The organism is Massilia sp., from assembly GCF_031995545.1.
Taxonomy (GTDB): Bacteria; Pseudomonadota; Gammaproteobacteria; order Burkholderiales; family Burkholderiaceae_D; genus Telluria.
On sequence record NZ_DAMAGA010000036.1, the window covers coordinates 1 to 24,500 of the forward strand.

A 24,500-nucleotide genomic window follows, 5' to 3' on the forward strand; every position below is an offset into this window, starting at 1 on the left:
AACTCTCGACCTCAACCTTGGCAAGGTTGCGCTCTACCAACTGAGCTACTCCCGCATTGGAGTCTTACAATTTACTACGCCACTACTTTACTACCTGCTGCCCCAGTCGAAACTGGAGCGGGAGAAGAGTCTCGAACTCTCGACCTCAACCTTGGCAAGGTTGCGCTCTACCAACTGAGCTACTCCCGCTTCGTCTTTCATTCTGCTGCGTTGTTGTCGCAACAGGCAGGCATTATAGAGATTCTATTCTGTACGTCAAGGATGCCACGAAACAAATTACTCATCTGACTACCCGAAGGCTAATGCGGCGCCTTCTCCTTGATCAGCGGCCAGGCCCGGCGCAGGTAATAGAACATCGACCACACGGTCAGCACACCTGCCACCCACAGCAGATAGTCGCCCCAGAAATGGATGTCGATGCCGAACAGGCGGTCGTGGAACAGCAGCATCGGAATCGCCGTCATCTGGGCCGCGGTCTTGATCTTGCCGAGCGAGCTCACTGCTACCGACTTGGTGGCGCCGATCTGGGCCATCCATTCGCGCAGTGCCGAGATCGTGATCTCGCGGCCGATGATGATGAAGGCGATCACCGCGTTCACGCGGTCGAGCTGGACCAGCACCAGCAACGCGCCGGCCACCATCAGCTTGTCGGCCACCGGATCGAGGAAAGCGCCGAAGGCCGAGGTTTCGTTCCAGCGGCGTGCCAGGAAACCGTCGAACCAGTCGGTGATGGCGGCGACGATGAAGACCACGGTGGCGGCCAGGTTGCGTTCCGGCAGGGTGATCCAGTCGGTGGGCAGGTAGAACAGGCCGACGACCAGGGGAATCAGGGCGACGCGTAACCAGGTCAGGAGAATGGGGATGTTAAAAGGCATGGGAAGAACTGATTACCGTGGAAAAATGCTTGGCCGTAAGTCTACATGGGATATGCGTGTTTGGGCCATTCGGCTCAGCTGTATCCGGGAGAAAGCGGGTGATATCCAGCTCAACGGGTTAATGAAGAGGATGGTTGACGTAGGGTCGGCGGCAAAGCCGCCAACCCTACCAATCAATGCAGCTGCCGATAAATCTCTTCCGCCAGCGCGCTCGAAATGCCTTCCACCGTCATCAGGTCTTCCACGCTGGCGTCGACCACGCCGCGCAGGCCGCCGAAGCGTGCCAGCAGGCGCTGGCGGCGCTTGGCGCCGATGCCTTCGATCTCTTCCAGGCGCGAGGCCTGGCGTGCCTTGGCGCGCTTGGCGCGCATGCCGGTGATGGCGAAGCGGTGCGCTTCGTCGCGGATCATGGCCACCAGCATCAGCGCCGCCGATTCCTTGCCCAGCTCCTGCGGCGCACGGCCATCGGCGAAGATCAGGGTTTCCAGGCCCACGCGGCGGCCTTCGCCCTTGGCCACGCCGACGATCATCGAGATGTCCAGCCCCAGCTCGGTGAACACCTGGCGCGCCATTTCCACCTGGCCCTTACCGCCGTCGACCAGCACGATGTCGGGCATGACGCCCTCGCCCGCCTCGACCGCCGCCGCGACCTTTTCGTAGCGCCGCGTCAAGACCTGGCGCATGGCGGCGTAATCGTCGCCCGGCGTGATGCCGTTGATGTTGAAGCGGCGATATTCCCCGTTCTGCATCTGGTGGTGATGGAACACCACGCACGAGGCCTGCGTCGCCTCGCCCGCCGTGTGGCTGATGTCGAAGCACTCGATGCGCAGGGTGTCGAGCTCCTCGCTGTCGAGTTGCAGCACGTCGGCCAGTGCGCGCGTGCGCGCCTGCTGCGAGCCCTGCTCGGACAGCAGCCGCGCCAGCGCGATCTCGCCGCCCTTCTGCGCCATCTCGAGCCACTGGCGGCGCTGGCCGCCCGGCTGCAGCACCAGGTTGATGCGGTGGCCACATTGCTCGGCCAGGGCCAGGATCAGCTCCGGCTGGTCGAACTCGACGTTCATGATCAGCGTGCCCGGGATGAACTGGCCCGCGTAATGCTGGGCCAGGAAGGCGCACAACACTTCGACCTCGATCGGGCATTCACCGAGCGAATCGCCGACATGGCTCGGGAAGTAGGCGCGGTCGCCCAGGTGGCGCCCGCCGCGCACCATCGCCAGGTTGACGCAGGCGCGGCCGCCCTGCACTACCACGGCGATCACGTCGACGTCGGCGTCGCCCGTGGTTTCCATGCTCTGCGCGTGCAGCACTTTGGACAGCGCCTGGATCTGGTTGCGCACGCCGGCGGCCTGCTCGAACTTGAGGTCCATCGCATAGTTCTGCATCTTCTGCTCGAGGTCGGCCATGACTTCGCTCTGGCGACCGCGCAGGAAGCGCGCCGCGTTCTCGACGTCGAGCTTGTAATCCTCGGGTGTGATCAGGTCGACGCACGGCGCGCTGCAGCGGCCGATCTGGTGCAGCAGGCACGGCCGCGTGCGGTTCGAGTACACGCTGTCTTCGCAAGTGCGCAGCATGAACACGCGCTGCAGCAGCTGGATCGATTCCTTGGCCGCCCAGGCGCTGGGGAAAGGTCCGAAATACTGGTTCTTCTTGTCCAGCGCACCACGGTAATAGGCCAGCCGCGGGGCCTTGCCGCCGGTGATCTTGATGTACGGGTAGCTCTTGTCGTCGCGGAACAGGATGTTGTAGCGCGGCTTGAGCGACTTGATCAGGTTGTTTTCCAGAATCAGCGCTTCGGCCTCGCTGCTGACCACGGTGGTCTCGAGGCGCGCGATCTGCGACACCATCATCGCGATACGCGGGCTGGACAGATTCTTCTGGAAATAGCTCGACACGCGATTCTTGAGGTTGCGCGCCTTGCCGACGTACAGCACGTTGTCGGCGCCGTCGAAATAGCGGTACACGCCGGGCAGCGGCGGCAGGCGGCTGACGGTGGCCAGCACCTGGGCCCGCGTATCGGCCTTCACCTCGGGACTGAGGTCGCGGTTGGCGTCGGCGCGGGCCTGCTCGCGCGCTTCGCCGAGGCGCTCGCGCCCCAGGCGCGCCGCCAGTTCGGGCGTGAGGTCGACACCGCCCTGGGATCCATCGGGTTTTGCTTCGGACATTAATCTACCGTTGATGACGCTGATGATGCGGCCGCGGCCTGGGTCACGATCACGAAGGCGACGCCGTAGTCGGCCTCGTCGCTGATCGATACCTGGGCGCTCAGCCGGTTGTGGCGCATGAATTCGTCGAGCGCGCCGCTGCAGACGATGACCGGCTTGCCGCTCGGGTCATTGAGCATCTGCATCGAGCGCCAGGTCATGGGCATGCGCATGCCCATGCCGATGGCTTTGGAGAACGCTTCCTTGGCCGAGAAACGGGTGGCCAGGAAGCGCAGCCCGCGCACCGCGTTCTTGGCGCTGCGGGCATGGTATTTGGCCAGCTCTTGCGGGCCGAGGATCTTCTCGGCAAAGCGCGGGCCGCTGCGTGCGAGGGCGGCCTCGACACGCGAGATCTGGACGATGTCGGTGCCGATGCCGTAGATCATCTCAGGCTCCCTGCTTGGCGTACGACACGCCGAGGCGAGCGGCGACCATGATCGCCTTCATCTCGCGCACCGCGTTTTCCCAGCCGACGAACAGCGCGTGGCCGACGATCGCGTGGCCGATGTTCAGTTCGTGGATGTCGGCGATCGCCGCCACCGGCTGGACGTTGGTGTAGTGCAGGCCATGGCCGGCGTTCACGCGCAGGCCGCGTTTCGCGCCTTCGTGCACGCCGAGCTTGATGCGGTCGAGCTCGCGTGCAACCTCTTCGCCCTCGGCTTCGGCATAGCGCCCGGTGTGCAGTTCGATCACGGTCGCGCCCACGGCAGCGGCGGCTTCGATCTGGCGCGCGTCGGCGTCGATGAACAACGACACGCGGATGCCCTCTTCCTTGAGCTGCTTCACCGCCGCTTCGACTTCATTGTAGTAACGCACCACGTCCAGCCCGCCTTCGGTGGTGACTTCCTCGCGCCGCTCGGGCACCAGGCACACGTCCTGCGGCTTGACCTGGCAGGCGAAATCGATCATCTCGCGCGTCACCGCCGCTTCCAGGTTCATGCGCGTCATCAACAGCGGACGCAGCGCCAGCACGTCGGCATCCTTGATGTGGCGGCGGTCTTCGCGCAGGTGCAGCGTGATCAGGTCGGCGCCGGCCTGCTCGGCCAGCAGCGCGGCGCGCAGCGGGTCCGGGTAGGTCGTGCCGCGCGCGTTGCGTACGGTGGCGACGTGGTCGATGTTCACGCCCAGGTCGATCACCTGGCCGGCGGGTTGCAGGAAGCTCATGTTCGCCCTTACTTTCTTACACTCTTACAGTTGCATCAAATCGATCAAAATCTGGCGCGTGTTGAGCGGTTGCCCGTTCAATTGGTGCGCCAGCAAAAAACGCATCAGCTGCTTGCTCTGCGCCTGGGTCGCCGGGTCGGCATAATCCTCGCGCTCCATGTCCAGCAAGGTCTTGCCCGACACCACGGGCCACACTTCGCCGCTACCAGCTTCGCGCGCGCCCTTTTCCGGATCGACCACATAGTCCAGGCCCGGCTCGACCCGGCTGCGGGTTGTCGTGCAACGGCTCAGGTCGGCAGCGACGCCTGTCTCCTTAAGTAGGGCTCTTTCGAATTTTCGCAAGACGATTTGCGCCGGTTCGCCGTGGGCCAACTGGTTCAGCGTCGAGACATAATGGTCGAACAGGGCCGGATGGCGGTCGTCGCGGGCCAGCAGTTTCACTAAAAGTTCGTTCAGGTAAAAGCCGCACAGCAGCGCGGTGCGTTCCAGCGGCAGCATGCCGCCGACCCATTCGGCGTCGATCAGGGTGCGCAGTTCGGACTTGCCGCTCCACGACACGGACAAGGGCTGGAAGGTTTGCAGCACTCCGCGCAGCTTCGACAGCGGGCGCTTGGCGCCCTTCGCCACCAGGCCGATGCGGCCGTGGTCGCGCGTGAACATATCGACGATCAGGCTGGTTTCTTTATACGGATAGCTGTGCAGTACGAAGCCGGGCTGGCCGGTGACGCGGCCGCCGTCGCGCGCCGGGGGACGGGCGCGCTTGGCCGCTGGCGCGGGCGCGCCGGACTGCACGCCGGGGGACGAACTCAGTTCCGGGCTGTCGTCGAGGAAGTCGTCGTGGCTGGGCATGCGCGTGAGGACAGGCTCCTGGCGTGGTGGGAATTACTCGTAGCCGTAGGCGCGCAGGCCGGCTTCGTTGTCGGCCCAGCCCGATTTGACCTTGACCCAGATTTCCAGGTACACCGGCCCGCCGAACAGCTTTTCCATGTCCAGGCGCGACTGGGTCGAGATCTCTTTCAGGCGCGCACCCTTGTTACCGATGATCATCGATTTATGGGTGTCGCGCTCGACCAGGATGGCGGCGAAGATGCGGCGCAGGTTGCCTTCCTGTTCGAACTGCTCGATCAGGACGGTGCTGGTGTACGGCAATTCGTCGCCCAGCAGGCGGAACACTTTTTCGCGCACGATCTCGGCCGCCAGGAATTTCTCGCTGCGGTCGGTGATGTCGTCCGGGCCGAACACCGGCGCGTTTTCCGGCAGGTGGCGCTTGATCTCGTTTTCCAGGGCATCGACCTGGAAGCGCATCTTGGCCGACACCGGCACCACGGCCGTGAACGGGTGCATGGCGGCGATCTTCTGCGCGAACGGCATCAGCACCGCCTTGTCCTTGACGCGGTCCGATTTATTGATGACCAGTACCACCGGCACATTCTTCGGCAGCAGGTTCAGCACCTGCTCGTCGGCGGCGCCGAAGGTGCCGGCTTCGACCAGGAACAGCACCACGTCGGATGCGGTCAGGGTGTTCGAGACGGTCTTGTTCAGCGTCTTGTTCAGCGCGTTCGCATGACGGGTCTGGAAGCCGGGCGTGTCGACATAGATGAACTGGGCGTCGTCGCGGGTCTGGACGCCGGTGATGCGGTGGCGCGTGGTCTGGGCCTTGCGCGAAGTGATCGACACCTTGGCGCCGATCAGCACGTTCATCAGGGTCGACTTGCCGACGTTCGGACGGCCGACGATGGCGATATAGCCGCAGCGGAAGTTTTCGGGGGTAGTGCTCATACGATGGTGGTCCTGGTTATTTCGATTGCGCAGGGGCGTCGGCCTGGCCGGCATCCGCGTCGGATTGATTGGTGCCGATACCCGCCAGCTTGAGCTGGGCGGCGCGCGGCTTGCCCTTGCGCGCGCCCGGGGCGCGGCTCAGGGCTTGCTGGCCGGCGTCCAGCGCCAGCTGCGCGGCGGCCTGCTCGGCGGCGCGGCGGCTGCCGCCGCGGCCGAACACCTGCACGTTCAGCTTCGGTACCAGGCATTCGACCTCGAATTCCTGGCTATGTGCCGCGCCGTGGGTGGCGATCACGTTATAGGTCGGCAGCGGGATGCGCTTGGCCTGCAAAAATTCCTGCAGCAGGGTCTTGGCATCCTTGCCCAGCGTGCCGGGATCGACCGAATCCAGCAGCGGGATGTAGAAGGCACGGATCGCTTCACGTGCGCTGTCGAAGCCGCTGTCGAGGAAGATCGCGCCCAGCAGCGCTTCCAGCGTGTCGGCCAGGATCGACGGACGGCGGAAGCCGCCCGACTTGAGTTCGCCCTCGCCCAGGCGCAGGAACTGCGACAGGTTGAGTTTCTGGGCGATCTCGAACAGCGTCTGCTGCTTGACCAGGTTGGCGCGCAGGCGCGACAGGTCGCCCTCGTCGAGTGCGCTGAAGCGTTCGTACAGGATCGAGGCCACGACGCAGTTCAGGATCGAGTCGCCCAGGAATTCCAGGCGCTCGTTATGCAGACTGCTATGGCTACGGTGGGTCAGGGCTTGTTGCAGCAGCCCGATATCCCGGAACGTATACCCCAAGCGCGTTTGCAATAACTGAAGATTCATTGTCGATGTTTCGTGGCGGCCGGGACACCCCTGCCGCATGGTTCTTGATGTGGTGAGCTTAACTGAACGGCGCGGATCAGCGCGCCGCTTGCGTGTCGCTGGCTCCGTCGGCTTCGGCCACCACGCCGCTCGGGTCGGTGGTGCCTTCGAAGTCGATCACCAGGCTGACGTTGCCGGCCAGCGGCAGCCGCTTTTCGTAGGCGAAGCTGATCTGCGGCTCGCCCGTGTCACGGGTGATCACCAGGTCGCGCCCGGTAATCGCGTCGACATTATTGATGTCGGCATTACGGTCGAACGCCGCCTGCATGTCGCGCACCGTGCCGCCGCTCTGCCTGGCATTCACGATCGCCTTCTTGATCGCGTTGTACTCGATGTAGGCCGGGATCAGGCGCATGGCGAAGATGCCGGCCACGCCAAGCACGGCCAGCACCAGGATCAGGCTGGTGATCGAGATGCCACGTTCGGCGTTCGAATTGCACAGCTGGTTGCGATCCATGGGCACCTTTCGTGCGTTACTTGATGCCGCCGATGCGGTCGAACTTGCCGAAGTTCATCCAGACCACGAAGGCCTTGCCCACGATGTTGCGGTCCGGAACAAAACCCCAGTAGCGGCTGTCGGCACTGTTGTCGCGGTTGTCGCCCATCATGAAGTAATGGCCTTCAGGCACGGTGCAGGTGAACTTGTCGAAGCTGTATTCGCACGCTTCGCGCAGCGGGAACTCATCCACCGCGCCGATGTCGATACTACGGCGGCCGTCGGTATTCAGGATGCGGTGCTGGGTCACGCCGTTCGGCCCCGGCAGACTCTCGACGAACTGCTTGTGGTATTCCGGATGCTGGTCGTCCAGGTAGTCGTCGAGGGCGGTGTATTCGACCGCCTTGCCGTTGACCGTCAAGCGCTTGTCGGCGTAGCTGATTTTATCACCGGGCACGCCAACGACGCGCTTGATGTAATCCTGGTTCATGTCCTTCGGGTACTTGAACACCATGACGTCGCCGCGCTGCGGATCGTTCACCTGGATCACCTTCTTGTTGATGATCGGCAGGCGGATGCCGTAGGTGTACTTGTTCACCAGGATGAAGTCGCCCACCAGCAGGGTCGGCACCATCGACGACGACGGGATCTTGAACGGCTCCCACAGGAACGAGCGCAGGATGAACACCAGCGCGATCACCGGGAAGAAGCTGCCCGAATATTCGACCCAGGTCGGCTGGCGCAGGTGCGCCTGCTCGATCGCGAGCCGGTTGCCATTGCTGTCGAGCTTGATGCCGTCAGCCGACAGCTTGGCGTTGCGCGCATCGTACTCGCGCAGCGCGGCGTCCGCGGCGCGGCGGCGCTGCTTCGACAACACAAAGGTATCGAGGCACCAGATCACGCCCGTGATCACCATCGCCACGAACAGGATCAAGGCGAAATTGCTCAGGATCGGCTGCAGATTCATTATTTGTCTTCCACCTGGAGAATGGCAAGGAAGGCTTCCTGCGGAATCTCCACCGAACCGACCTGCTTCATGCGTTTCTTACCGGCTTTTTGTTTCTCAAGCAGTTTCTTCTTACGCGAGATGTCGCCGCCGTAGCACTTGGCCAGCACGTTCTTGCGCAGCGCCTTGACGTTTTCGCGCGAGATGATGGTGGCGCCGATCGCGGCCTGGATCGCCACGTCGAACATCTGGCGCGGAATCAGTTCGCGCATCTTGGCCGCCACCTGGCGGCCGCGGTACGGCGCGTTGGCGCGGTGCACGATGATCGCCAGCGCATCGACCTTTTCGCTGTTGATCAGCATGTCGACCTTGACCACGTCGGCGGCGCGGTTTTCCTTGAACTCGTAGTCCATCGAGGCGTAGCCGCGCGAGGTCGACTTCAGGCGATCGAAGAAGTCGAGCACGATCTCGGCCATCGGGATTTCGTAGTGCAATTTCACCTGGCGGCCGTGGTAGGCCATGTCCATCTGGATGCCGCGCTTGCCGTTACACAGGGTCATCACCGCGCCCACGTACTCTTGCGGCATGTACAGGTTGACGTCGACGATCGGCTCGCGCACTTCGTTGATCTTCGACGGTTCCGGCATCTTGGACGGATTGTCGACGCGGATGATGGAGCCGTCGCGCATCTCGACCTCGTACACCACGGTCGGGGCCGTCGTGATCAGGTCCATGTCGAATTCGCGCTCCAGGCGTTCCTGCACGATTTCCATGTGCAGCAGGCCGAGGAAGCCGCAGCGGAAGCCGAAGCCCAGCGCCTGCGACACTTCCGGCTCGTACATCAGGGCGGCGTCGTTGAGCTTGAGCTTTTCCAGCGAGTCGCGCAGCGCGTCGTACTGGTTCGCTTCCACCGGGAACAGGCCGGCGAACACCTGCGGCTGGACTTCCTTGAAGCCGGGCAGCGGCGCCGGCGCCGGCTTGTTGGCCAGGGTCACGGTATCGCCCACCTTGGCGGCGGTCAGTTCCTTGATGCCGGCGATGATGAAGCCCACCTGGCCGGCGGTCAGTTGCGGCAGCGACACCGAGCGCGGGGTGAACACGCCGATGTTTTCCACCAGGTTCACCGACTCGGTTGCCATCAAGAGGATCTTGTCCTTCGGACGCAGGGTGCCATTGACCACGCGCACCAGCATCACCACGCCCACATACGGGTCGTACCAGGAATCGACGATCAGCGCCTGCAGCGGCGCGTCCGGGTCGCCTTCCGGCGGCGGGACCTTGGCGATCAGGGTTTCCAGCACGTCTTCCACGCCCAGGCCGGTCTTGGCCGAGCACACGGTGGCGTCGGACGCGTCGATGCCGATCACGTCCTCGATTTCTTTCTTGGCGTTGTCCGGGTCGGCGTGCGGCAGGTCGATCTTGTTCAGGATCGGCACCACTTCCACGCCCAGGTCGAGCGCGGTATAGCAGTTGGCGACCGTCTGCGCTTCCACGCCCTGCGACGCGTCGACCACCAGCAGCGCGCCTTCGCAGGCCGACAGCGAGCGGCTGACTTCATAGCTGAAGTCGACGTGGCCGGGGGTGTCGATCAGGTTCAGGTTGTAGACCTGGCCGTCGCGCGCCTTGTACTGCAGCGCCGCGGTCTGGGCCTTGATGGTGATGCCGCGTTCGCGTTCGATGTCCATCGAGTCGAGCACCTGCGCATCCATTTCGCGTTCCGACAGCCCGCCGCACAGTTGGATGATGCGGTCGGCCAGGGTCGATTTGCCGTGGTCGATGTGGGCGATGATGGAGAAGTTACGTATGTTTTTCATTAACAAAAATCAAAACCAAAAAGGATGGCACGCAGGATAAGCACGCCAGGCCGGCGCATTGGCGCCGGCGGAACACGAACAAGAAATCGGACAGCACGCGAAACAGCAAGCGCAAAAAAGCGCAGCGCCGGAAGAACCATTCTTCTCAGGCACGCGCTTTAGAGAGGGCTGGAATCGCGAAACCGGGCAATCGAAGCCGCCAAGCCCCGCATTTTACCGGATTTCGGGTTAGAAAGCCCGGTTTCTGGGGTTGGCGCCTTCCCTCGCCCCTGCCGTTGAGGCAATGTTCAATTGCCTTCAAGTAATTACCAGCTCAGCCGTTAAGAAAGCATTGGCGCATCGGCGCCGCGCCTGCCTCTTGACGCCATGATTTCGACACCGACTCCGCTTGCCTGGACCGAACTGTTTCAGCTTCCCCTGCACCAGCGCCTGCTGCCGCTACCGCCCGTGGTGCGCGATTTCGTGCACCAGGTGAACCTCGCCACCGGTGTCGATGCGGTGCCGGAAGCGGCCGGGATCGATCCTGATCTGCAGGCCGACCTGGAGGCGGCGCTGGCGGGCATGCCGGCCGCCGTGCGGGCGCTGGTCGCGCCGCGCCTGCTCGGCATCTGTGTCGGCCGTGGCCTGGGGTCGTGCGGGATCACCGATATCGTCGTCGATGCCGACGATGGCCGCCTGCTGGGCTGTATCGTGCTGCTCGACCTCGACCTGATGGGCGAACGCGGCGCCAATGCCTGGGCGACATGGAAGGACAACCTGCCCTTCCATGGCGGGCCCGGCTTCACGGTCGATACCGCGCTCGCCGACGCGCACGACGACACCCGCGCCGGCGCGCTGCAGTTCCTGCTGCTGCACGAATTCGGTCACGTGCTCAGCGCGGACGGGGATTTCCTGCCGCGCTGGTGGGAACCGGTACCTCAGCGCGCCTTCCCCTTCCTCGACCTGAGCTGGACGACGGACGAGGCCGGGCGCTTCGTGGCGCGCGCCGGCAGTGACTTCGATCTGCGCGGCGTGGTCGACTTCTACGGCGTGAACAAACTGGAGAGCGACGCGCTGGTCTCGGCGTATGCCGGACTGGAGCTGAGCGATTTTCCCAGCCTGTATGGCGCGACCAATCCCTACGACGATTTCGCCGAATGCTTCGCCACCTATGTGCACGCCGAGATGATGGGGCGGCCCTACGTGCTGCGCATCGATCACGACGGGCGGCCGCAGGCCTGGCTGGAGAGTTTCTGGAACAGCCCGCGCAGCGCGCCGAAGCGCGCCTTCATGCAGGCGCTGCTGGGCCACGCGGCCAACGATACGCGGGAACTGGCCGCAGCCTGAACGCCTAGGCGGCGCCCTGCGCGGCCAGATAGCGCACTACAGCCTCGCGGTCGAGGAAGTAGTGGCACAGCTCAGGTTCAGCCAGGTCGCCGTACAGGACGGGCACCAGCTCGTCGAAGCGCGCCACCAGGCTTGGGGCGGCATCGACGTCGATCACGTCGATCTCGAACCGCCGGCCTGGCGGCTCGAGCGCGCGCAGCGCCGTCAGCATGTCTTCGCACAGGTGGCACCAGCTGCGCGAGTACAGGGTGAACGCGATCGCTGGTGCCGGGTTTACTACGCTCACGGACGCGGCTTGAGGGTCAGGTACTGCGTTGTTCCTTCGCGCTGCACCAGCAGGGCCACCGGCTTGGTCTTGTCGTGCTTTGCCAGCAGCGCATTGAACTGCTGGGCACCCGTCACCGGCGTGTTATTCCACTGCAGCACCAGGTCACCCGGCTGGATGCCGGCGGTGGCGGCCACGCCCTGCACATGCTCGACCAGCACGCCGTTGTCGATGCCCAGTTCGCGCTTGTCGGCGGCCGGCACGTCGGTCACGTGCAGTCCCAGCGCGTTCGGCGTGGCGCTTGGCGCCGGCTTCTTCGGCACCGGGCGGCCGTTCGGCGCGGTCTTCTCGTCCTGCAGCTCGACGATGGTGACCGGCACCTCGACCTGGGCGCCGCGGCGCCACACGGTGACGCTGGCGCGGCTGCCGACCTTGGCGGCACCGACCAGGCGCGGCAGGTCGCGCGTGGTTTCGATCGGCTGCTTGTTGAACTGCAGGATGATGTCGCCGACCTTGATTCCGCCCTTCTCCGCCGGGCCGCCCGGCTCGACCATCGAGACTTCGGCGCCGCGCGCCTTGCCCAGGCCGAGCGACTCGGCCACGTCGCGCGTGACTTCGCTGATCTGCACGCCCAGGCGGCCGCGCGTCACGCGTCCGCTCTGCTTGAGCTGCTCGGCGACGCGCATCACTTCGTCGATCGGCACTGCGAACGAGATGCCGTTATAGGCGCCGGACAGGGTCGCGATCTGCGAGTTGATGCCGATGACCTCGCCGCGCATATTGATCAGGGGACCGCCGGAATTACCCGGATTGACCGCGACGTCACTCTGGATCAGCGGCAGGAAGTCGCCGGTATCACGCGACTTGGCCGAAATAATGCCGGCGGTCACGGTATTGTCGAGGTTGAACGGCGAACCGATCGCCACCACCCATTCGCCGACCCGGATCTTGCTCGAGTCGCCGGTACGCAGGAACGGCAGGCCCTTGGCGTCGAGTTTCAGCACGGCGACGTCGGAACGGCGGTCGGCGCCCAGCACCTTGGCCTTGAACTCGCGGCGGTCGGTGAGCGTGACGGTGACTTCGTCGGCGCCCTCGACCACGTGGGCATTGGTCAGCACGAAGCCGTCGCCCGAAATCAGGAAGCCGGAACCGACGCCGCGCTGGACTTCCTGCTCTTCCTGCTGCTGCGGACCGCGGCGGCCGCCGCGCGGGATCTGCATGCCGAAGTGACGGCGGAACAGTTCCAGCATCTCGTCTTCGGCGCCGCCACCGCCACCGCGCATCACGCGCTCGGTGGTGCGGATATTCACCACGGCCGGGCCGGCCTTGTCGATCAGGTTGGAAAAGTCGGGCAAGCCGGTAACCAGCGGCGTCTGGCTCTGGGCCGGCACGGCGCCCTGGGTCTGGGCCAGGGCCGGCGCCTGGAAGGCGACGGCGCCGGACAGCATCAGCGCCGACAGGAGGATGGAGAGAGAGGTTGGCCGGACGCCGGTGCGGGCGTTCTGGCAAGGCAGGCTGGCGGTTTTACGTGTCATGGGGATAGGGTTGGGCAAGTCTGGAATTGACTTAATGGTAAGCCAATTCCAGCGCTTTGTCGCGCCGCTCCAGCCTGTGCGGCGCGCCCCGGTAGAGGTGGGTATTTAGCTGGATGCCGACTTGGCCAGCACCGCCGCCAGCCCGGCCGGTTCGGACGAGACGATGGACCGCCGCGCCGGCAACGGCTCGACCGCCAGCCGTTCGGCCAGGCGTGCGCCGAAGGCCGGCGACAGGCCCGGCAAGGGAACGGTGGCCGCGCCGGCGCCGTCGGTCTGGCGCAGGGTGTCGCCGATCAGGTGATACAGGTTCCAGGCGAGTTGCCCGTCGCTGCCGTGCATGGCGGCCAGGGCCAGCTCCACATCGGCGTCCGGCAATTCGCCATCTTTAAAAGCAGAAATGTGCTCGCGTAATTTTCTATTGGTGTCCATCGGTGCGTCCATCGACGTCGGTCTTCATTCAATATATGCTGTGTTCGTACGATCCCGCTACCTACCGACGTTTGTCAACCGGGAAATCGAGCAAAGGGCGCAATTTCTCGGCAATGACTTCGCGCGCCCGGAAAATCCGGCTACGCACGGTACCTATTGGACAGGCCATCACTTCGGAGATTTCCTCGTAGCTGAGTCCTTCGATTTCGCGCAAGACAATTGCCGTGCGCAATTCCAGCGGCAATGCTTCCATGGCCGCGTTCACTGTATGGGCGATCTGCTTGCTGGCGAGTACCGATTCCGGTGTATTAATGTCGCGCAAGCTATCTGCGTCATCGAATCCTTCGGCGCGCTCGGCATCCGCCTCGGTCGAGGTCGGTGCGCGCCTGCCTTGCGTCACTAGAAAGTTTTTTGCAGTATTGATTCCTATTCGATAGAGCCAAGTATAGAACGCCGAATCGCCACGGAAATGGCGCAGCGCCCGGAATGCTTTAATAAAGGTTTCCTGTACAACGTCTTCGGCCTCGGCGGGATCGTGAACCAGCCGCGACACCAGGCGCATCAGGCGGCGCTGGTATTTGGACACGAGCAGGTCGAAGGCCTGCCGGTCGCCGGCCTGGACGCGCTCTACCAACAGCTGATCACCCTCGCGTTCTGTCGTCACGGACCATGCCCCAGTTGGCGGCCCACCCTACCTAAGAGTTGGCCTCCTGCAATAAAGTTCAACCTATTTTGTGTTCACCGTGCGCCGCCGGCGGCCAGAGCGCCGCGGCGCCGCCCGCGACTGCACGCACCGCCACCGCCAGCGCCCGGTACTGCCCCGGGCCCACGCTGTCGGGCAACAGCAGCAGCGGCCGTACCGCGCCGTCCTCGAAGCGCAGACGCAGCAGCATGCAGCAGGGCCAGACGGTCGCGCCCGGCAGCAGCAGCACCGCTGCACCGTTTTCGGACATGTCCTGTTGTACCGTCACGCGTAGCTGCCCAACTCCAGATATATCAATCCGGCGCGCCGTTGCCGCGGCGGGCAAAACCGTGCACGAATAGCCCAGTAACAGCGCGGCGAAAAGCGGCGCGCACGCGACAGCGGCGCCGAAGGCGAAGCGCGCAGGCAGCAGCAGGCCCACGGCCACGGCGGCCGCGCACAGGGCCGCGCCGAAGGCGGCAAGCAGCCAGCGCAAGCGGCGCGACGGCGCGATGACGGCGGAAACCGCGATCGACATGGCGAGATAACAAGAGGGAAAAGGTTTGCCTGTCAGGGAAGCAGGCGGCGGGCCGAGGGACATCCCTCTTTCCGCCGGCGCCGGCAGGTCAGTCCGCAGAGCGGAAGACAGGCCGGGCCGTGGGAAGCGCCCATCCCATTAGACCGGGATGGGGCAAGCTTGGTTCAACCGTTGGTTGAACCCTTGCTTCAGACCTTGGCGAAGACCAGGGTGCCGTTGGTGCCGCCGAACCCGAACGAGTTCTTGACGGCATAGTCGATCTGCATCTCGCGCGCGGTGTTGGCGCAGAAGTCCAGATCGCACTCCGGATCCTGGTTGAAGATGTTGATCGTCGGTGGCGAGATCTGGTGATGGATCGCCAGCACGCTGAACACCGATTCCAGGCCGCCGGCGCCGCCCAGCAGGTGGCCGGTCATCGACTTGGTCGAGTTCACGACCAAGTTCTTGGCGTGGTCGCCGAAGACGCGCTTGATGCCGCGCACTTCCGCCACGTCGCCCAGCGGCGTGGAAGTGCCGTGCGCATTCACGTAGTGCACCTGGTCGCCGTTGATGCCGGCGTTGTTCAGGGCCGCCACCATGCAGCGCGCCGCGCCGCTACCATCCTCGACCGGCGAGGTGATGTGGTTGGCGTCCGCGCTCATGCCGAAACCGATGACTTCGGCATAGATCTTGGCGCCACGCGCGACGGCGTGTTCGTATTCTTCCAGCACCATGACACCGGCGCCCTCGCCCAGCACGAAGCCGTCGCGGTCACGGTCCCACGGACGGGAGGCGGTGGCCGGGTCGTCGTTGCGGGTCGACAGTGCGCGTGCCGAGGCGAAACCGCCCAGGCCCAGCGGCGACACGGTCGACTCGGCGCCGCCCGCGATCATCACGTCGGCGTCGCCGTACTCGATCAGGCGCGCTGCCGCGCCGATGCTGTGCAGGCCGGTGGTGCAGGCGGTGACGATGGCCAGGTTCGGGCCGCGCAGGCCGAACTTGATCGAGAGATCGCCCGAGATCATGTTGATGATCGAGGCCGGCACGAAGAACGGCGAGATGCGGCGCGCGCCGCGGCTTGCGTATTCTTCCTTGGTCGCTTCGATCATCGGCAGACCGCCGATGCCCGAACCGATCACGACGCCGATGCGGTCCGCATTCTCTTCGGTGACGGTCAGGCCCGAATCCTGCAGGGCCTGGATGCCGGCTGCCATGCCGAAATGGATAAAGCTATCCATGTGGCGGCCTTCCTTGCCCGGCAGGTAGTCTTCGACGACGAAGTTCTTGACTTCACCGGCGAAGTGGGTCGTGAATGGCGACGCATCAAACTTGGTGATGGCGGCAATGCCCGACTTGCCGGCCAGTGCCGCATCCCACGCTTCGGCAACGGTGTTGCCGATTGGTGAAATGCAGCCCAGGCCGGTGACGACGACACGGCGGTTGCGTGAACGACTCAAGCGATTCTCCCAAAAACTGTAAAGCGTACTACTTAGGCCTTGACGTGCGCGGTTGCGTAGTCGATGGCTTGCTTGACGGTGGTGATTTTCTCAGCCTGCTCGTCAGGGATTTCCATTTCGAACTCGTCTTCCAGTGCCATCACCAGTTCAACGGTGTCCAGCGAGTCTGCGCCGAGGTCGTCAACGAACGAGGATTCGATTTTGATGTCTGCTTCGGCAACGCCCAGTTGCTCAGCGACGATTTTTTTAACGCGTTGTTCGATATCCGACATGTTTTGGCTCCATTAAGGTATGTGTTGCGGAAAGTGCGCGCATTTTATCAGGTTTGCGACCTGAAAAACTACTTTCGGCAGTTGGCGCTAACTCTTCCGAAAGTCCTGCTAAAAGACGAGATTGCGCCGGAATTCGTACAGTTCAAGTGAAACGAAAACCGGCCTTTCTCTTATTTTATATTTAATTCATGTACATGCCGCCATTCACGTGCAGCTCGGTGCCCGTGATGTAAGCAGCTTGCGGACCGGCCAGGAAGGCCACGGCGTGCGCGATGTCTTCCGGCTGGCCCAGGCGGCCCAGCGGAATCTGCGTCAGCAGCGCCTCGTGCTGGCCTTCGCCCAGCGCCTTGGTCATGTCGGTGTCGATGAAGCCCGGCGCCACGCAGTTGACGGTGATGTTGCGGCTGCCGATCTCGCGCGCCAGCGCGCGGGTCATGCCGGCCACGCCGGCTTTCGCCGCGGCGTAGTTCATCTGGCCCGGGTTGCCCGAAGCGCCCACCACCGAGGTGATGTTGATGATGCGGCCAGCCTTGGCCTTCATCATTCCGCGCAGTACCAGGCGCGACAGGCGGCCGACGGCGGTCAGGTTGGTGGCGATCACGCCGTCCCACTCTTCGTCTTTCATGCGCATCGCCAGGTTGTCCTGGGTGATGCCGGCATTGTTGACCAGGATCGACAGACTGCCGAAGCCCTTCTGCACTTCATCCACCACGGCGGCGCAGCGCTCGGCGTCCAGCACGTTCAGCACGACGCCCTTGCCGCCGAATTCGGCCAGGTAGTCCGAGATCGCTTGCGCGCCCGATTCGCTGGTGGCGGTGCCGACCACCTTGGCGCCCTGGCGGGCGAGTTCCAGGGCGATGGCCTTGCCGATGCCGCGCGATGCGCCGGTGACGAGGGCGACTTGGTTCTGCAGGTTCATTCTTGTCCTCTTTCTTGGATGTTCTGGATGCTCAGGCGGCCTTGATCGATGCCAGCACGCGCTCGAGCGCGGCCTGGTCGACCAGCGCTTCGCCGACCAGCGCCGGATCGATGCGCTTGGCCATGCCGATCAGCGTCTTGCTCGGCGCGCATTCGATGACCTGGGTCACACCATCAAGCGCCATCTTCTGCATCGTCTCGACCCAGCGCACCGGACCGGCGGCCTGGCGCACCAGCGCGTCCTTGATCTGCTCCGGGTCGTTCAGCACGGCGACGTCGACGTTGTTGATGACGTCGATCTGCGGGGCGGCGAAGGTGAGCTTGCCCATGTATTCGCGCAGGCGGTCCGACGCTGGTTTCAGCAGCGACGAGTGGAACGGCGCCGACACCGCCAGCTTCATGGCGCGCTTGGCGCCCTTGGCCTTGGCGATCTCGCAGGCGCGCTCGACGGCGGCGGTATGGCCGGCGATCACGATCTGGGTCGGCTCGTTGAAATTCACCGCTTCGATGACTTCGCCTTGTGCCGCTTCGACACAGACGGCGCGCACGTCGTCGGCCTGCAGGCCGAGGATGACGGCCATGCCGCCCTGCCCGACCGGCACCGCGTCCTGCATCGACTGGGCACGGAAACGCACCAGCGGTACGGCGTCGGCGAACGGGATCACGCCCGCGGCCACCAGCGCCGAGTATTCGCCCAGGCTGTGACCGGCCACGACCGATGGCACCGGGCCGCCGGCCGCGATCCAGGCGCGGTACACGGCGACCGCGGCGGTCAGCATCACCGGCTGGGTGTTGGTGGTCAGGTCCAGGTCTTCCTTCGGGCCTTCGGCGATCATCTTCTTGAGATCGATGCCGAGCGCGTCGGACGCTTCTTGCACGGTCTGGTCAACCACAGGGTTGCCAGCGAAACCGTTCAGCATGCCCACTGCCTGGGCGCCTTGTCCGGTGAACAGGAATGCGAATTTGCTCATCGTATTTTTCCGTAAATTTGTTGTTCTTGTGGGCGAACCGGCGCGCTTACATGCGCGCCAGCACGGCGCCCCAGGTAAATCCGCCGCCGACGCCTTCCATCAGCACGTTGTGGCCCTTCTGGATGCGGCCATCGCGCACCGCCTGGTCCAGCGCCAGCGGAATCGAGGCGGCCGAGGTGTTGCCGTGTTCGTTGACGGTGACGACCATTTTGTCCAGCGGCAGGCTCAGCTTCTTGGCCGTGCCCTTCATGATGCGCAGGTTGGCCTGGTGCGGCACCAGCCAGTCGATCTCGGCCGCCTTGACGCCGGCGTGATCGAGCACCTCGTTGGCCACTTCTTCCAGCACCGTGACGGCCAGCTTGAACACCGCCGGGCCGTCCATGTACAGGTAGCCGCTGCCGGCGATGGCGCCATTGTCGACACTGCCGGGACCGGTCAGGATGCCGGCCTGGCTGCCGTCGGCATGCAGCTTGGCACTCAGGATGCCCGGCTCGCTCGAGGCTTCCAGCAGCACCGCGCCGGCGCCGTCGCCGAACAGCACGCAGGTGGTGCGGTCGGTGAAATCGACGATGCGCGAGAATACTTCGGAACCGATCACCAGCACGGTTTTATGGTTGCCGGCGCGGATGAAGGCGTCGGCGGTCGAGACCGCGTAGACGAAGCCGCTGCACACGGCCTGCACGTCGAACGCCGCGCTGCCCGGGCCCATGCCCAGCTTTTGCTGCACGATGCAGGCAGTGCTGGGGAAGCTGCCGTGGAAGTCGGGGGTCGAGCTGGCGACGATCACCAGGTCCACATCGCGCGGCGTCTTGCCGGCCATCTCGAGCGCGCGCTGCGCCGCCTTCACCGCCAGGTCGGACGACAACTCGTCGGCGGCGGCATAGTGGCGCGCCTCGATGCCGCTGCGGGTGACGATCCACTCGTGCGAGGTTTCGATGCCGTTCTCGGCCAGCTGGGCGGCGAGCTGCTCGTTGGTGACGCGGTTGGCGGGCAGGTAGCTGCCGGTGCCGGTGATTTTGCTATACAAGGTCATTGCTTCACCATCCTGCAGTTTATTGCGCCTGGCGCAGAGTATCGGAAACCGGCACTGCCGCAGCCGGGGCTGCAGCCGGTGCGCTCGGCATCAGTTCGGCGATCAGCGCCGACAACTGTTCCTGCACATTGTTGTGCGCCGCGTCGTAGGCGCGCTTGAGCGCCCACTCGAAGGCATAGGCATTCGCGCCGCCATGGCTCTTGAACACCAGGCCCTTCAGGCCCAGCAGTGCCGCGCCATTGTAGCGCTCGGGATTGAGTTTCTTCAGCGCCTTGCGCGCCAGCACCGCGCCCAGCATCGACATCACGCTTTCCTTGAAGGTGGTCTTCATGAAGCGCGACAGGCCTTCGATGGCTTTGAGCATGACGTTGCCGACGAAACCGTCGCACACGACGACGTCGACCGTGCCCTTGAAGATGTCGTTGCCTTCGACGTTGCCGAAGAAGTTCAGCTTGCCGCGCTCATGGTCGGCGCGCAGCAGCACGCCGGTGGCCTTGACCGCTTCGTTGCCCTTGATGTCTTCGGTGCCGACGTTCAGCAGACCCACGGTCGGCCGCGGATTGCCTTCGATCGCCGAGCACAGCACCGAGCCCATAATGGCGAACTGGTGCAGGTGGTCCGGGGTGCAGTCGACGTTGGCGCCGAGGTCGAGGATATAGGTCGGGCCGTTCTTCTGGTTCGGGAAGATCGAGCAGATCGCCGGGCGGTCGACGCCGGCCATGGTCTTGAGCACGTAGCGCGAGACGGCCATCAGGGCGCCGGTATTGCCGGCCGAGACGCAGGCATTGGCGCTGCCGTCCTTGACCAGTTCGATCGCCACGCGCATCGACGAATCCTTCTTGCGGCGCAGGGCGACTTCGACCGGATCGTCCATCGTGACGACCTCGGTCGCATTCTTGACGGACAGGCGCGGCAGCTTGTCGGCGTGGTGTTTCTTGAGTTCTGCGCGCAGCACATCTTCGGCGCCGACGAGCACGAGCTCGGCGTCGGCGTGGCTTTTCAGGAAGGAGATGGCTGCCGGAATGGTAACTGAGGGGCCGTGATCGCCGCCCATGCAGTCAATGGAAATTTTAATTGTCATTTGTCGGAGAGATGCCGCGGCTCATGCGAGACGGGCAAGAGGGGACCGGAACTTGGCACGGGGCCAGAGGGGATCCGCGCAATTCACAATGACGGTGCTTTGGTTGCAGCCGATTACCGAATACACGCAAAAGAAAAAGCGGTGCCACGCAGATAACATACGTTGCACCGCTTTCATGTCACTGAAAGACAAGACGTCGATTACTCGTCGTTCTTGGTCTTCAGGACTTTACGACCACGGTAGAAACCGTTTGGCGAGATGTGGTGACGCAGGTGGGTTTCACCGGTGGTCGGCTCGACTGCCAGGTTAGGGGCGGTCAGGAAATCGTGCGAGCGGTGCATACCGCGCTTCGATGGGGACTTCTTATTCTGTTGAACTGCCATGATGACTCCTAATACAAAGTTCTAAAATTCTAACACAATCGACATGCAATACCATGCTTATCGAGGTTCCCAGCGGCAATCTCTATTGAATTGAAGACTGCCGACATGCTGTACGCTGCTGCTTCTACTGTTCCGATGTCATATCCGGGTATTGCACGCGCTTGACACGTTTGTTTGCCTTACTGAGGGCGGCACTATCTCTACGCTGCCGCCACCGTACTGCGAATCCTGTACTGCTGTTTTAAACTACTCTTTATTCCGCCTTGAGATTCTTGAGGGCGGCGAATGGCGAAACTTTCTCGCTCTTGACGCTGTCCAGCAATTTCGTATCCGGGCAGACGTCGTGCTTCGGCGACTGCGGCAGCGCCAGCAGCGCTTCATCCTCGAGCAGGTCGCGGATGTCGCAGGTGCGGCTGCCGACGATCACGTCGATGCTTTCGTCGTCGAGGATTTCCTCGATCTCGTCGGCTTCGGCATCGTCCTTGCCCAACACCAGCATGGTGGACGAGTCGATGTCGTAAGTGAACGGCTGCAGGCAACGCTGGCACACCAGCTGCACGGGACCGGCCACCGACAAGGTCAGCGACGGATAGCCCTGACGGGTCTGCCCGCCTACCACCGACCAGCTCAGCTCACCACTATCGTTGGCGCAATCGGCTGCCAGGCGGCGCATTTCGGCCACGGGGGTTACACCTTCACGATGCCCATCCTGCTTGTGAAACTCAAAGGCGTCGATGACAAAAGCGCTCATTTGGAAAAGTAACCCCGGAAAACCTGCGATAATAACAGGCTTTCCGCCGCAGCGTCAAAAAACTGTGGTTTTCGCTGCAGCTACTTGGACGAACGCCGCCATGATAACAACAACCGCCCCTGCAAGTCCAAATCCGCGCCTGATCCTGGCCTCGAGCTCCGCCTACCGGCGCGAACTGTTAGGCCGCCTCGGCCTGCCCTTCGAAGCGATCGCGCCCGATATCGACGAGACCCCACTGTCCGGCGAAGCGCCGCAAGCCACCGCGCTGCGCCTGGCACGCGCCAAGGCCGAGGCTGTGGCGCGCCTGCATCCGGGCGCGCTGGTGATCGGTTCGGACCAGGTCGCCACACTGGACGAACTGCAGATCGGCAAACCGGGCGACCACGAGCGCGCGCTGGCCCAGCTGCGCCTGATGCGCGGGCGCGAAGTGGTGTTCCACACCGCCCTGTGCCTGTGGGACGGACGGGTCGGCGAACCGGCGCTGGCGGCCCAGCTGGAGGACGTCGAAGTCTTCGTACGTTTTCGCGACCTCCCGGACGCCGAACTCGACGCCTACCTGCGCATCGAGCAGCCCTACGACTGCGCCGGCAGCGCCAAGAACGAAGGCCTGGGCATCGCCCTGCTCGAACGCATCGCCTCGACCGACCCTACCGCCCTCACCGGCCTGCCGCTGATCGCCCTGACCGGCATGTTGCGCAAGGCCGGCGTGCAGTTTTTTCGCAACTGAGTTCGGCACCTGATTTTCACCTTTTATTTTTCTCGCACCAATGCCCGGCACCCTGTACCTGATTCCGAATACCCTTGGCCCGACCGACGCCGCTTCCGGCGCCCTGTCCAACCTGCTACCTACGCAAGTGCAGGCACTCACCGCGCGGCTCGACTATTTCGTGGCCGAGAACGCCAAGACCGCGCGCGCCTTCCTGAAGCTGATCGCGCTCGACCATCCGCTGGCCAAGCCGCTGCAGGAAATCGAGATCGCCGAGCTGAACGTGAACACGCCGGCGCAGGCGCTGGCGCAACTGCTGGCGCCGCTGCTGGCCGGGCGCGACGCCGGGCTGGTGTCGGAGGCCGGCGTACCGGCGGTGGCCGATCCGGGCGCCGACCTGGTGCGCCTGGCGCATCAGCACGGCATTGCGGTGCGGCCGCTGGTGGGGCCGTCGTCGCTGCTACTGGCGGTGATGGCGAGCGGTTTGAACGGGCAGAGTTTCGCGTTCAACGGCTACCTGCCGACCGACGCGGCGGCGCGTACCAAGCGCATCCAGGAGCTGGAGAAGCGTTCGCGTGCCGAGAAGCAGACGCAGTTGCTGATCGAAACGCCGTATCGCAACGGGCAGATGCTGGAAGCGCTGGTGGCGAGCTGCCAGCCGGGGACGCTGGTGTGCGTGGCGACCGATCTGTCGCTGGCGAGCGAATCGGTGCGGACCATGACGGCCGCCAAGTGGAAGGCGGCACTGGCGGCGGGCAAGGGGCCGGATTTTCACAAGAAGCCGACGGTGTTCTTGTTCCTGGGGCAGTAATCTGAAGGCGCCGGAAAAACCGGCTGCCGTCAATGCACGTCGTGCGTCAACTCGCGCACCCAGTCGAACGCCGCCAGCTCGATCTCGCGCACCTCGGGCACCGTCAGCCCGATTTTCTTCAGCGCCGCGGTCAGCTTGCGCCCACCCTCGGCGGCTTCCAGCAATTCGGTGATCTTCAGCATCACGCCGTAATCCCCTTCCCGCTCGAGCAAGGCTTCGCGCACATCGGCCGCGATCTCGACGTGGTCGAGAATGTCGGCCATCGGCACCGAGAACAGCGCCTCGGCCAGCGACATGATGCCCACCGTGAACGCGCGATCGGCGCTGGCGGTGTCGCCCGGGCGCACGCGCAGCGTCATGAGTTCGAGCATCTTGCCGCGCGTGGTGGCCAGCTGCAGCAGCGGCGAGTCGAGCTGGACCCGCGCCCCGGCCGCCGTGTACAGCAGAATCTGCAACCAGCGCGCCAGCTGGCGCCGTCCGAGCTGGGCCAGTGCCTGCGACAGCGATTCGATGCGCGGCCCCGGCACCGCGCGGCTGTTCACCAGGCGCAGCAGATTCAGGCTGATCAGGGCGTCGCGCTTGACCGCGGTTTCGATCGCCTGGCTGTCGGCGTTCGAATTGACCAGCTCCAGCAGGCGCAGGATGCCCAGCTCGGACGGCGTGATCTTGCGCCCGCTGAGGATCACCGGACGCGCAAAATAATAGCCTTGGAAATATTCGAAGCCGAGTTCCATGCACAGCTTGAATTCGTCGATGGTCTCGACCTTTTCCGCCAGCAGGCGCTTGCCGGTGCCCTTCAATGAATCGACCAGCTGCGCCAGGTCGTTCGGCTGCACGCCCTTGACGTCGACCTTGATCACGTCCACCAAGCCGATCAGTTGATCGAGTTCGGCGGAATGCTCGACCACATCGTCGAGCGCGAACTTGAAACCCAGTTCCTTGAGCTCGGCCACGCGCGCCAGCAGCGGCGGGGTCGGCTTCACGGTCTCGAGGATTTCCAGGATCACCTTGTGGGCCGGCAGGAAACGTACGAAGTCGCTCATCAGGACGACCTCGTCCACATTGACGAACGCGAGCTGCTCGCCGACCACCTGCTCCATGCCGAGCTGGGAAGCGTGCGAGATGACGGCGGCGGTGGCCGCGGCGCCATCGGTCAGCTTGGCATCGTCGTCTTCGCCGGCGGCGCGGAACAACAGTTCGAACGCGACGAGATGCTGGTCGCGCCCCAGGATCGGCTGGCGCGCGAGAAAGAAATCATTGGACGGCACGGGTACCGCTGCCGTTGCATCGGCATGCAT

At 64.0% G+C, this 24,500-nt stretch carries 27 protein-coding genes and 1 tRNA gene; 3 read left to right on the forward strand and 25 right to left on the reverse strand.

Translation table 11 applies throughout. The features are described from left to right. Positions 1 to 113: 113 nt before the first annotated feature. The 11 genes from RTQ83_RS19570 to lepA form a co-directional block, all read right to left on the reverse strand. Positions 114 to 189: transfer RNA gene (locus RTQ83_RS19570), tRNA-Gly, on the reverse strand. Positions 190 to 299: 110 nt separating this feature from the next. After that, positions 300 to 875, reverse strand: a complete 576-nt coding sequence (gene pgsA, locus RTQ83_RS19575; RefSeq protein ID WP_312518207.1) for a CDP-diacylglycerol--glycerol-3-phosphate 3-phosphatidyltransferase — start codon at positions 873 to 875, stop codon at positions 300 to 302. A gap of 173 nt (positions 876 to 1,048) precedes the next feature. After that, entirely contained in the window at positions 1,049 to 3,037 is a 1,989-nt protein-coding gene (uvrC, locus tag RTQ83_RS19580) for an excinuclease ABC subunit UvrC (protein ID WP_312518209.1), read from the reverse strand. Then, entirely contained in the window at positions 3,037 to 3,462 is a 426-nt protein-coding gene (gene acpS / locus RTQ83_RS19585) for a holo-ACP synthase (RefSeq protein WP_312518211.1), read from the reverse strand. Before acpS ends, uvrC begins: the two co-directional genes overlap by 1 nt. A gap of 1 nt (position 3,463) precedes the next feature. Next, on the reverse strand, positions 3,464 to 4,240 hold the full coding sequence (gene pdxJ, locus RTQ83_RS19590) for a pyridoxine 5'-phosphate synthase (RefSeq protein WP_312518213.1): 777 nt from the start codon (positions 4,238 to 4,240) through the stop codon (positions 3,464 to 3,466). 24 nt (positions 4,241 to 4,264) lie between these two features. Continuing rightward, complete coding sequence (recO, locus tag RTQ83_RS19595) at positions 4,265 to 5,089, reverse strand: DNA repair protein RecO (protein WP_312518215.1); 825 nt, start codon at positions 5,087 to 5,089, stop codon at positions 4,265 to 4,267. A 33-nt stretch (positions 5,090 to 5,122) separates the two neighbouring features. Next, positions 5,123 to 6,019 carry a GTPase Era gene (gene era, locus RTQ83_RS19600; RefSeq protein ID WP_312518218.1) on the reverse strand — a complete coding sequence of 299 codons (897 nt, stop codon included), beginning with the start codon at positions 6,017 to 6,019 and terminating at the stop codon, positions 5,123 to 5,125. 16 nt (positions 6,020 to 6,035) lie between these two features. Further along, positions 6,036 to 6,830: a ribonuclease III gene (gene rnc / locus RTQ83_RS19605; protein WP_409456130.1), complete on the reverse strand. Its 795-nt coding sequence runs from the start codon at positions 6,828 to 6,830 to the stop codon at positions 6,036 to 6,038. A gap of 76 nt (positions 6,831 to 6,906) precedes the next feature. Then, complete coding sequence (locus RTQ83_RS19610; RefSeq protein WP_312518223.1) at positions 6,907 to 7,326, reverse strand: DUF4845 domain-containing protein; 420 nt, start codon at positions 7,324 to 7,326, stop codon at positions 6,907 to 6,909. A 16-nt stretch (positions 7,327 to 7,342) separates the two neighbouring features. Continuing rightward, a complete protein-coding gene (gene lepB, locus RTQ83_RS19615) occupies positions 7,343 to 8,272 on the reverse strand; it encodes a signal peptidase I (protein WP_312518226.1) in 930 nt (309 codons plus the stop codon). Beyond that, complete coding sequence (gene lepA, locus RTQ83_RS19620) at positions 8,272 to 10,065, reverse strand: translation elongation factor 4 (protein WP_312518228.1); 1,794 nt, start codon at positions 10,063 to 10,065, stop codon at positions 8,272 to 8,274. Before lepA ends, lepB begins: the two co-directional genes overlap by 1 nt. Before the next feature lie 366 nt (positions 10,066 to 10,431). Between lepA and RTQ83_RS19625 the strand changes: the two genes are divergently transcribed. Beyond that, complete coding sequence (locus RTQ83_RS19625) at positions 10,432 to 11,391, forward strand: hypothetical protein (RefSeq protein ID WP_312518230.1); 960 nt, start codon at positions 10,432 to 10,434, stop codon at positions 11,389 to 11,391. 4 nt (positions 11,392 to 11,395) lie between these two features. On the opposite strand, the gene RTQ83_RS19630 is transcribed toward RTQ83_RS19625, so the two are convergent. The 13 genes from RTQ83_RS19630 to RTQ83_RS19690 all read right to left on the reverse strand — a co-directional run bounded on the left by RTQ83_RS19630 (position 11,396) and on the right by RTQ83_RS19690 (position 21,685). Beyond that, a complete protein-coding gene (locus tag RTQ83_RS19630) occupies positions 11,396 to 11,677 on the reverse strand; it encodes a glutaredoxin family protein (RefSeq protein ID WP_312518232.1) in 282 nt (93 codons plus the stop codon). Continuing rightward, positions 11,674 to 13,104 carry a Do family serine endopeptidase gene (locus RTQ83_RS19635; RefSeq protein WP_409456131.1) on the reverse strand — a complete coding sequence of 477 codons (1,431 nt, stop codon included), beginning with the start codon at positions 13,102 to 13,104 and terminating at the stop codon, positions 11,674 to 11,676. Before RTQ83_RS19635 ends, RTQ83_RS19630 begins: the two co-directional genes overlap by 4 nt. Before the next feature lie 192 nt (positions 13,105 to 13,296). Beyond that, on the reverse strand, positions 13,297 to 13,632 hold the full coding sequence (locus RTQ83_RS19640; protein ID WP_312518236.1) for a sigma-E factor negative regulatory protein: 336 nt from the start codon (positions 13,630 to 13,632) through the stop codon (positions 13,297 to 13,299). Positions 13,633 to 13,681: 49 nt separating this feature from the next. Next, positions 13,682 to 14,284 (reverse strand): RNA polymerase sigma factor RpoE, encoded by a 603-nt coding sequence (rpoE, locus tag RTQ83_RS19645; RefSeq protein WP_312518238.1) that lies wholly within the window; start codon positions 14,282 to 14,284, stop codon positions 13,682 to 13,684. Between the two features lie 58 nt (positions 14,285 to 14,342). Next, a complete protein-coding gene (locus RTQ83_RS19650) occupies positions 14,343 to 14,903 on the reverse strand; it encodes a protein YgfX (RefSeq protein WP_312518241.1) in 561 nt (186 codons plus the stop codon). Between the two features lie 125 nt (positions 14,904 to 15,028). After that, positions 15,029 to 16,276, reverse strand: coding sequence for a beta-ketoacyl-ACP synthase II (fabF, locus tag RTQ83_RS19655; protein ID WP_312518244.1), 1,248 nt, complete (start codon positions 16,274 to 16,276; stop codon positions 15,029 to 15,031). Between the two features lie 32 nt (positions 16,277 to 16,308). Next, on the reverse strand, positions 16,309 to 16,548 hold the full coding sequence (acpP, locus tag RTQ83_RS19660) for an acyl carrier protein (RefSeq protein WP_020653257.1): 240 nt from the start codon (positions 16,546 to 16,548) through the stop codon (positions 16,309 to 16,311). Between the two features lie 181 nt (positions 16,549 to 16,729). Next, positions 16,730 to 17,467, reverse strand: coding sequence for a 3-oxoacyl-ACP reductase FabG (fabG, locus tag RTQ83_RS19665; RefSeq protein WP_312518264.1), 738 nt, complete (start codon positions 17,465 to 17,467; stop codon positions 16,730 to 16,732). A gap of 31 nt (positions 17,468 to 17,498) precedes the next feature. Next, positions 17,499 to 18,437, reverse strand: coding sequence for an ACP S-malonyltransferase (fabD, locus tag RTQ83_RS19670; RefSeq protein WP_312518266.1), 939 nt, complete (start codon positions 18,435 to 18,437; stop codon positions 17,499 to 17,501). A 46-nt stretch (positions 18,438 to 18,483) separates the two neighbouring features. Further along, positions 18,484 to 19,470: a beta-ketoacyl-ACP synthase III gene (locus tag RTQ83_RS19675; RefSeq protein WP_312518271.1), complete on the reverse strand. Its 987-nt coding sequence runs from the start codon at positions 19,468 to 19,470 to the stop codon at positions 18,484 to 18,486. A 19-nt stretch (positions 19,471 to 19,489) separates the two neighbouring features. After that, positions 19,490 to 20,551, reverse strand: coding sequence for a phosphate acyltransferase PlsX (gene plsX, locus RTQ83_RS19680; RefSeq protein WP_312518274.1), 1,062 nt, complete (start codon positions 20,549 to 20,551; stop codon positions 19,490 to 19,492). A 200-nt stretch (positions 20,552 to 20,751) separates the two neighbouring features. Next, positions 20,752 to 20,934, reverse strand: coding sequence for a 50S ribosomal protein L32 (gene rpmF / locus RTQ83_RS19685; protein WP_005666806.1), 183 nt, complete (start codon positions 20,932 to 20,934; stop codon positions 20,752 to 20,754). Positions 20,935 to 21,187: 253 nt separating this feature from the next. Then, positions 21,188 to 21,685, reverse strand: coding sequence for a DUF177 domain-containing protein (locus tag RTQ83_RS19690; RefSeq protein ID WP_312518277.1), 498 nt, complete (start codon positions 21,683 to 21,685; stop codon positions 21,188 to 21,190). 100 nt (positions 21,686 to 21,785) lie between these two features. On the opposite strand from RTQ83_RS19690, the gene RTQ83_RS19695 reads away from it, so the two are divergent. Both RTQ83_RS19695 and RTQ83_RS19700 read left to right on the forward strand, forming a co-directional pair. Next, positions 21,786 to 22,412 carry a Maf-like protein gene (locus RTQ83_RS19695; protein ID WP_312518279.1) on the forward strand — a complete coding sequence of 209 codons (627 nt, stop codon included), beginning with the start codon at positions 21,786 to 21,788 and terminating at the stop codon, positions 22,410 to 22,412. Positions 22,413 to 22,452: 40 nt separating this feature from the next. Beyond that, positions 22,453 to 23,202 carry an SAM-dependent methyltransferase gene (locus RTQ83_RS19700; protein WP_312518282.1) on the forward strand — a complete coding sequence of 250 codons (750 nt, stop codon included), beginning with the start codon at positions 22,453 to 22,455 and terminating at the stop codon, positions 23,200 to 23,202. 29 nt (positions 23,203 to 23,231) lie between these two features. On the opposite strand, the gene RTQ83_RS19705 is transcribed toward RTQ83_RS19700, so the two are convergent. Next, positions 23,232 to 24,500: an EAL domain-containing protein gene (locus RTQ83_RS19705; protein WP_312518284.1), complete on the reverse strand. Its 1,269-nt coding sequence runs from the start codon at positions 24,498 to 24,500 to the stop codon at positions 23,232 to 23,234.

Coding starts and splice junctions, on each gene's coding strand:
- RTQ83_RS19690 (WP_312518277.1), bottom strand. CDS start 21,685: ATGAGCGCTTTTGTCATCGACGCCTTTGAGTTTCACAAGCAGGATGGG.
- RTQ83_RS19705 (WP_312518284.1), bottom strand. CDS start 24,500: ATGCATGCCGATGCAACGGCAGCGGTACCCGTGCCGTCCAATGATTTC.
- RTQ83_RS19625 (WP_312518230.1), top strand. CDS start 10,432: ATGATTTCGACACCGACTCCGCTTGCCTGGACCGAACTGTTTCAGCTT.
- rpmF (WP_005666806.1), bottom strand. CDS start 20,934: ATGGCAGTTCAACAGAATAAGAAGTCCCCATCGAAGCGCGGTATGCAC.
- era (WP_312518218.1), bottom strand. CDS start 6,019: ATGAGCACTACCCCCGAAAACTTCCGCTGCGGCTATATCGCCATCGTC.
- fabG (WP_312518264.1), bottom strand. CDS start 17,467: ATGAACCTGCAGAACCAAGTCGCCCTCGTCACCGGCGCATCGCGCGGC.
- acpP (WP_020653257.1), bottom strand. CDS start 16,548: ATGTCGGATATCGAACAACGCGTTAAAAAAATCGTCGCTGAGCAACTG.
- RTQ83_RS19700 (WP_312518282.1), top strand. CDS start 22,453: ATGCCCGGCACCCTGTACCTGATTCCGAATACCCTTGGCCCGACCGAC.
- recO (WP_312518215.1), bottom strand. CDS start 5,089: ATGCCCAGCCACGACGACTTCCTCGACGACAGCCCGGAACTGAGTTCG.
- plsX (WP_312518274.1), bottom strand. CDS start 20,551: ATGACAATTAAAATTTCCATTGACTGCATGGGCGGCGATCACGGCCCC.
- RTQ83_RS19650 (WP_312518241.1), bottom strand. CDS start 14,903: ATGTCCCTCGGCCCGCCGCCTGCTTCCCTGACAGGCAAACCTTTTCCC.
- RTQ83_RS19695 (WP_312518279.1), top strand. CDS start 21,786: ATGATAACAACAACCGCCCCTGCAAGTCCAAATCCGCGCCTGATCCTG.
- fabD (WP_312518266.1), bottom strand. CDS start 18,437: ATGAGCAAATTCGCATTCCTGTTCACCGGACAAGGCGCCCAGGCAGTG.
- pdxJ (WP_312518213.1), bottom strand. CDS start 4,240: ATGAGCTTCCTGCAACCCGCCGGCCAGGTGATCGACCTGGGCGTGAAC.
- lepA (WP_312518228.1), bottom strand. CDS start 10,065: ATGAAAAACATACGTAACTTCTCCATCATCGCCCACATCGACCACGGC.
- lepB (WP_312518226.1), bottom strand. CDS start 8,272: ATGAATCTGCAGCCGATCCTGAGCAATTTCGCCTTGATCCTGTTCGTG.
- rnc (WP_409456130.1), bottom strand. CDS start 6,830: ATGAATCTTCAGTTATTGCAAACGCGCTTGGGGTATACGTTCCGGGAT.
- acpS (WP_312518211.1), bottom strand. CDS start 3,462: ATGATCTACGGCATCGGCACCGACATCGTCCAGATCTCGCGTGTCGAG.
- RTQ83_RS19635 (WP_409456131.1), bottom strand. CDS start 13,104: ATGCTGTCCGGCGCCGTCGCCTTCCAGGCGCCGGCCCTGGCCCAGACC.
- RTQ83_RS19610 (WP_312518223.1), bottom strand. CDS start 7,326: ATGGATCGCAACCAGCTGTGCAATTCGAACGCCGAACGTGGCATCTCG.
- pgsA (WP_312518207.1), bottom strand. CDS start 875: ATGCCTTTTAACATCCCCATTCTCCTGACCTGGTTACGCGTCGCCCTG.
- RTQ83_RS19640 (WP_312518236.1), bottom strand. CDS start 13,632: ATGGACGCACCGATGGACACCAATAGAAAATTACGCGAGCACATTTCT.
- uvrC (WP_312518209.1), bottom strand. CDS start 3,037: ATGTCCGAAGCAAAACCCGATGGATCCCAGGGCGGTGTCGACCTCACG.
- RTQ83_RS19675 (WP_312518271.1), bottom strand. CDS start 19,470: ATGACCTTGTATAGCAAAATCACCGGCACCGGCAGCTACCTGCCCGCC.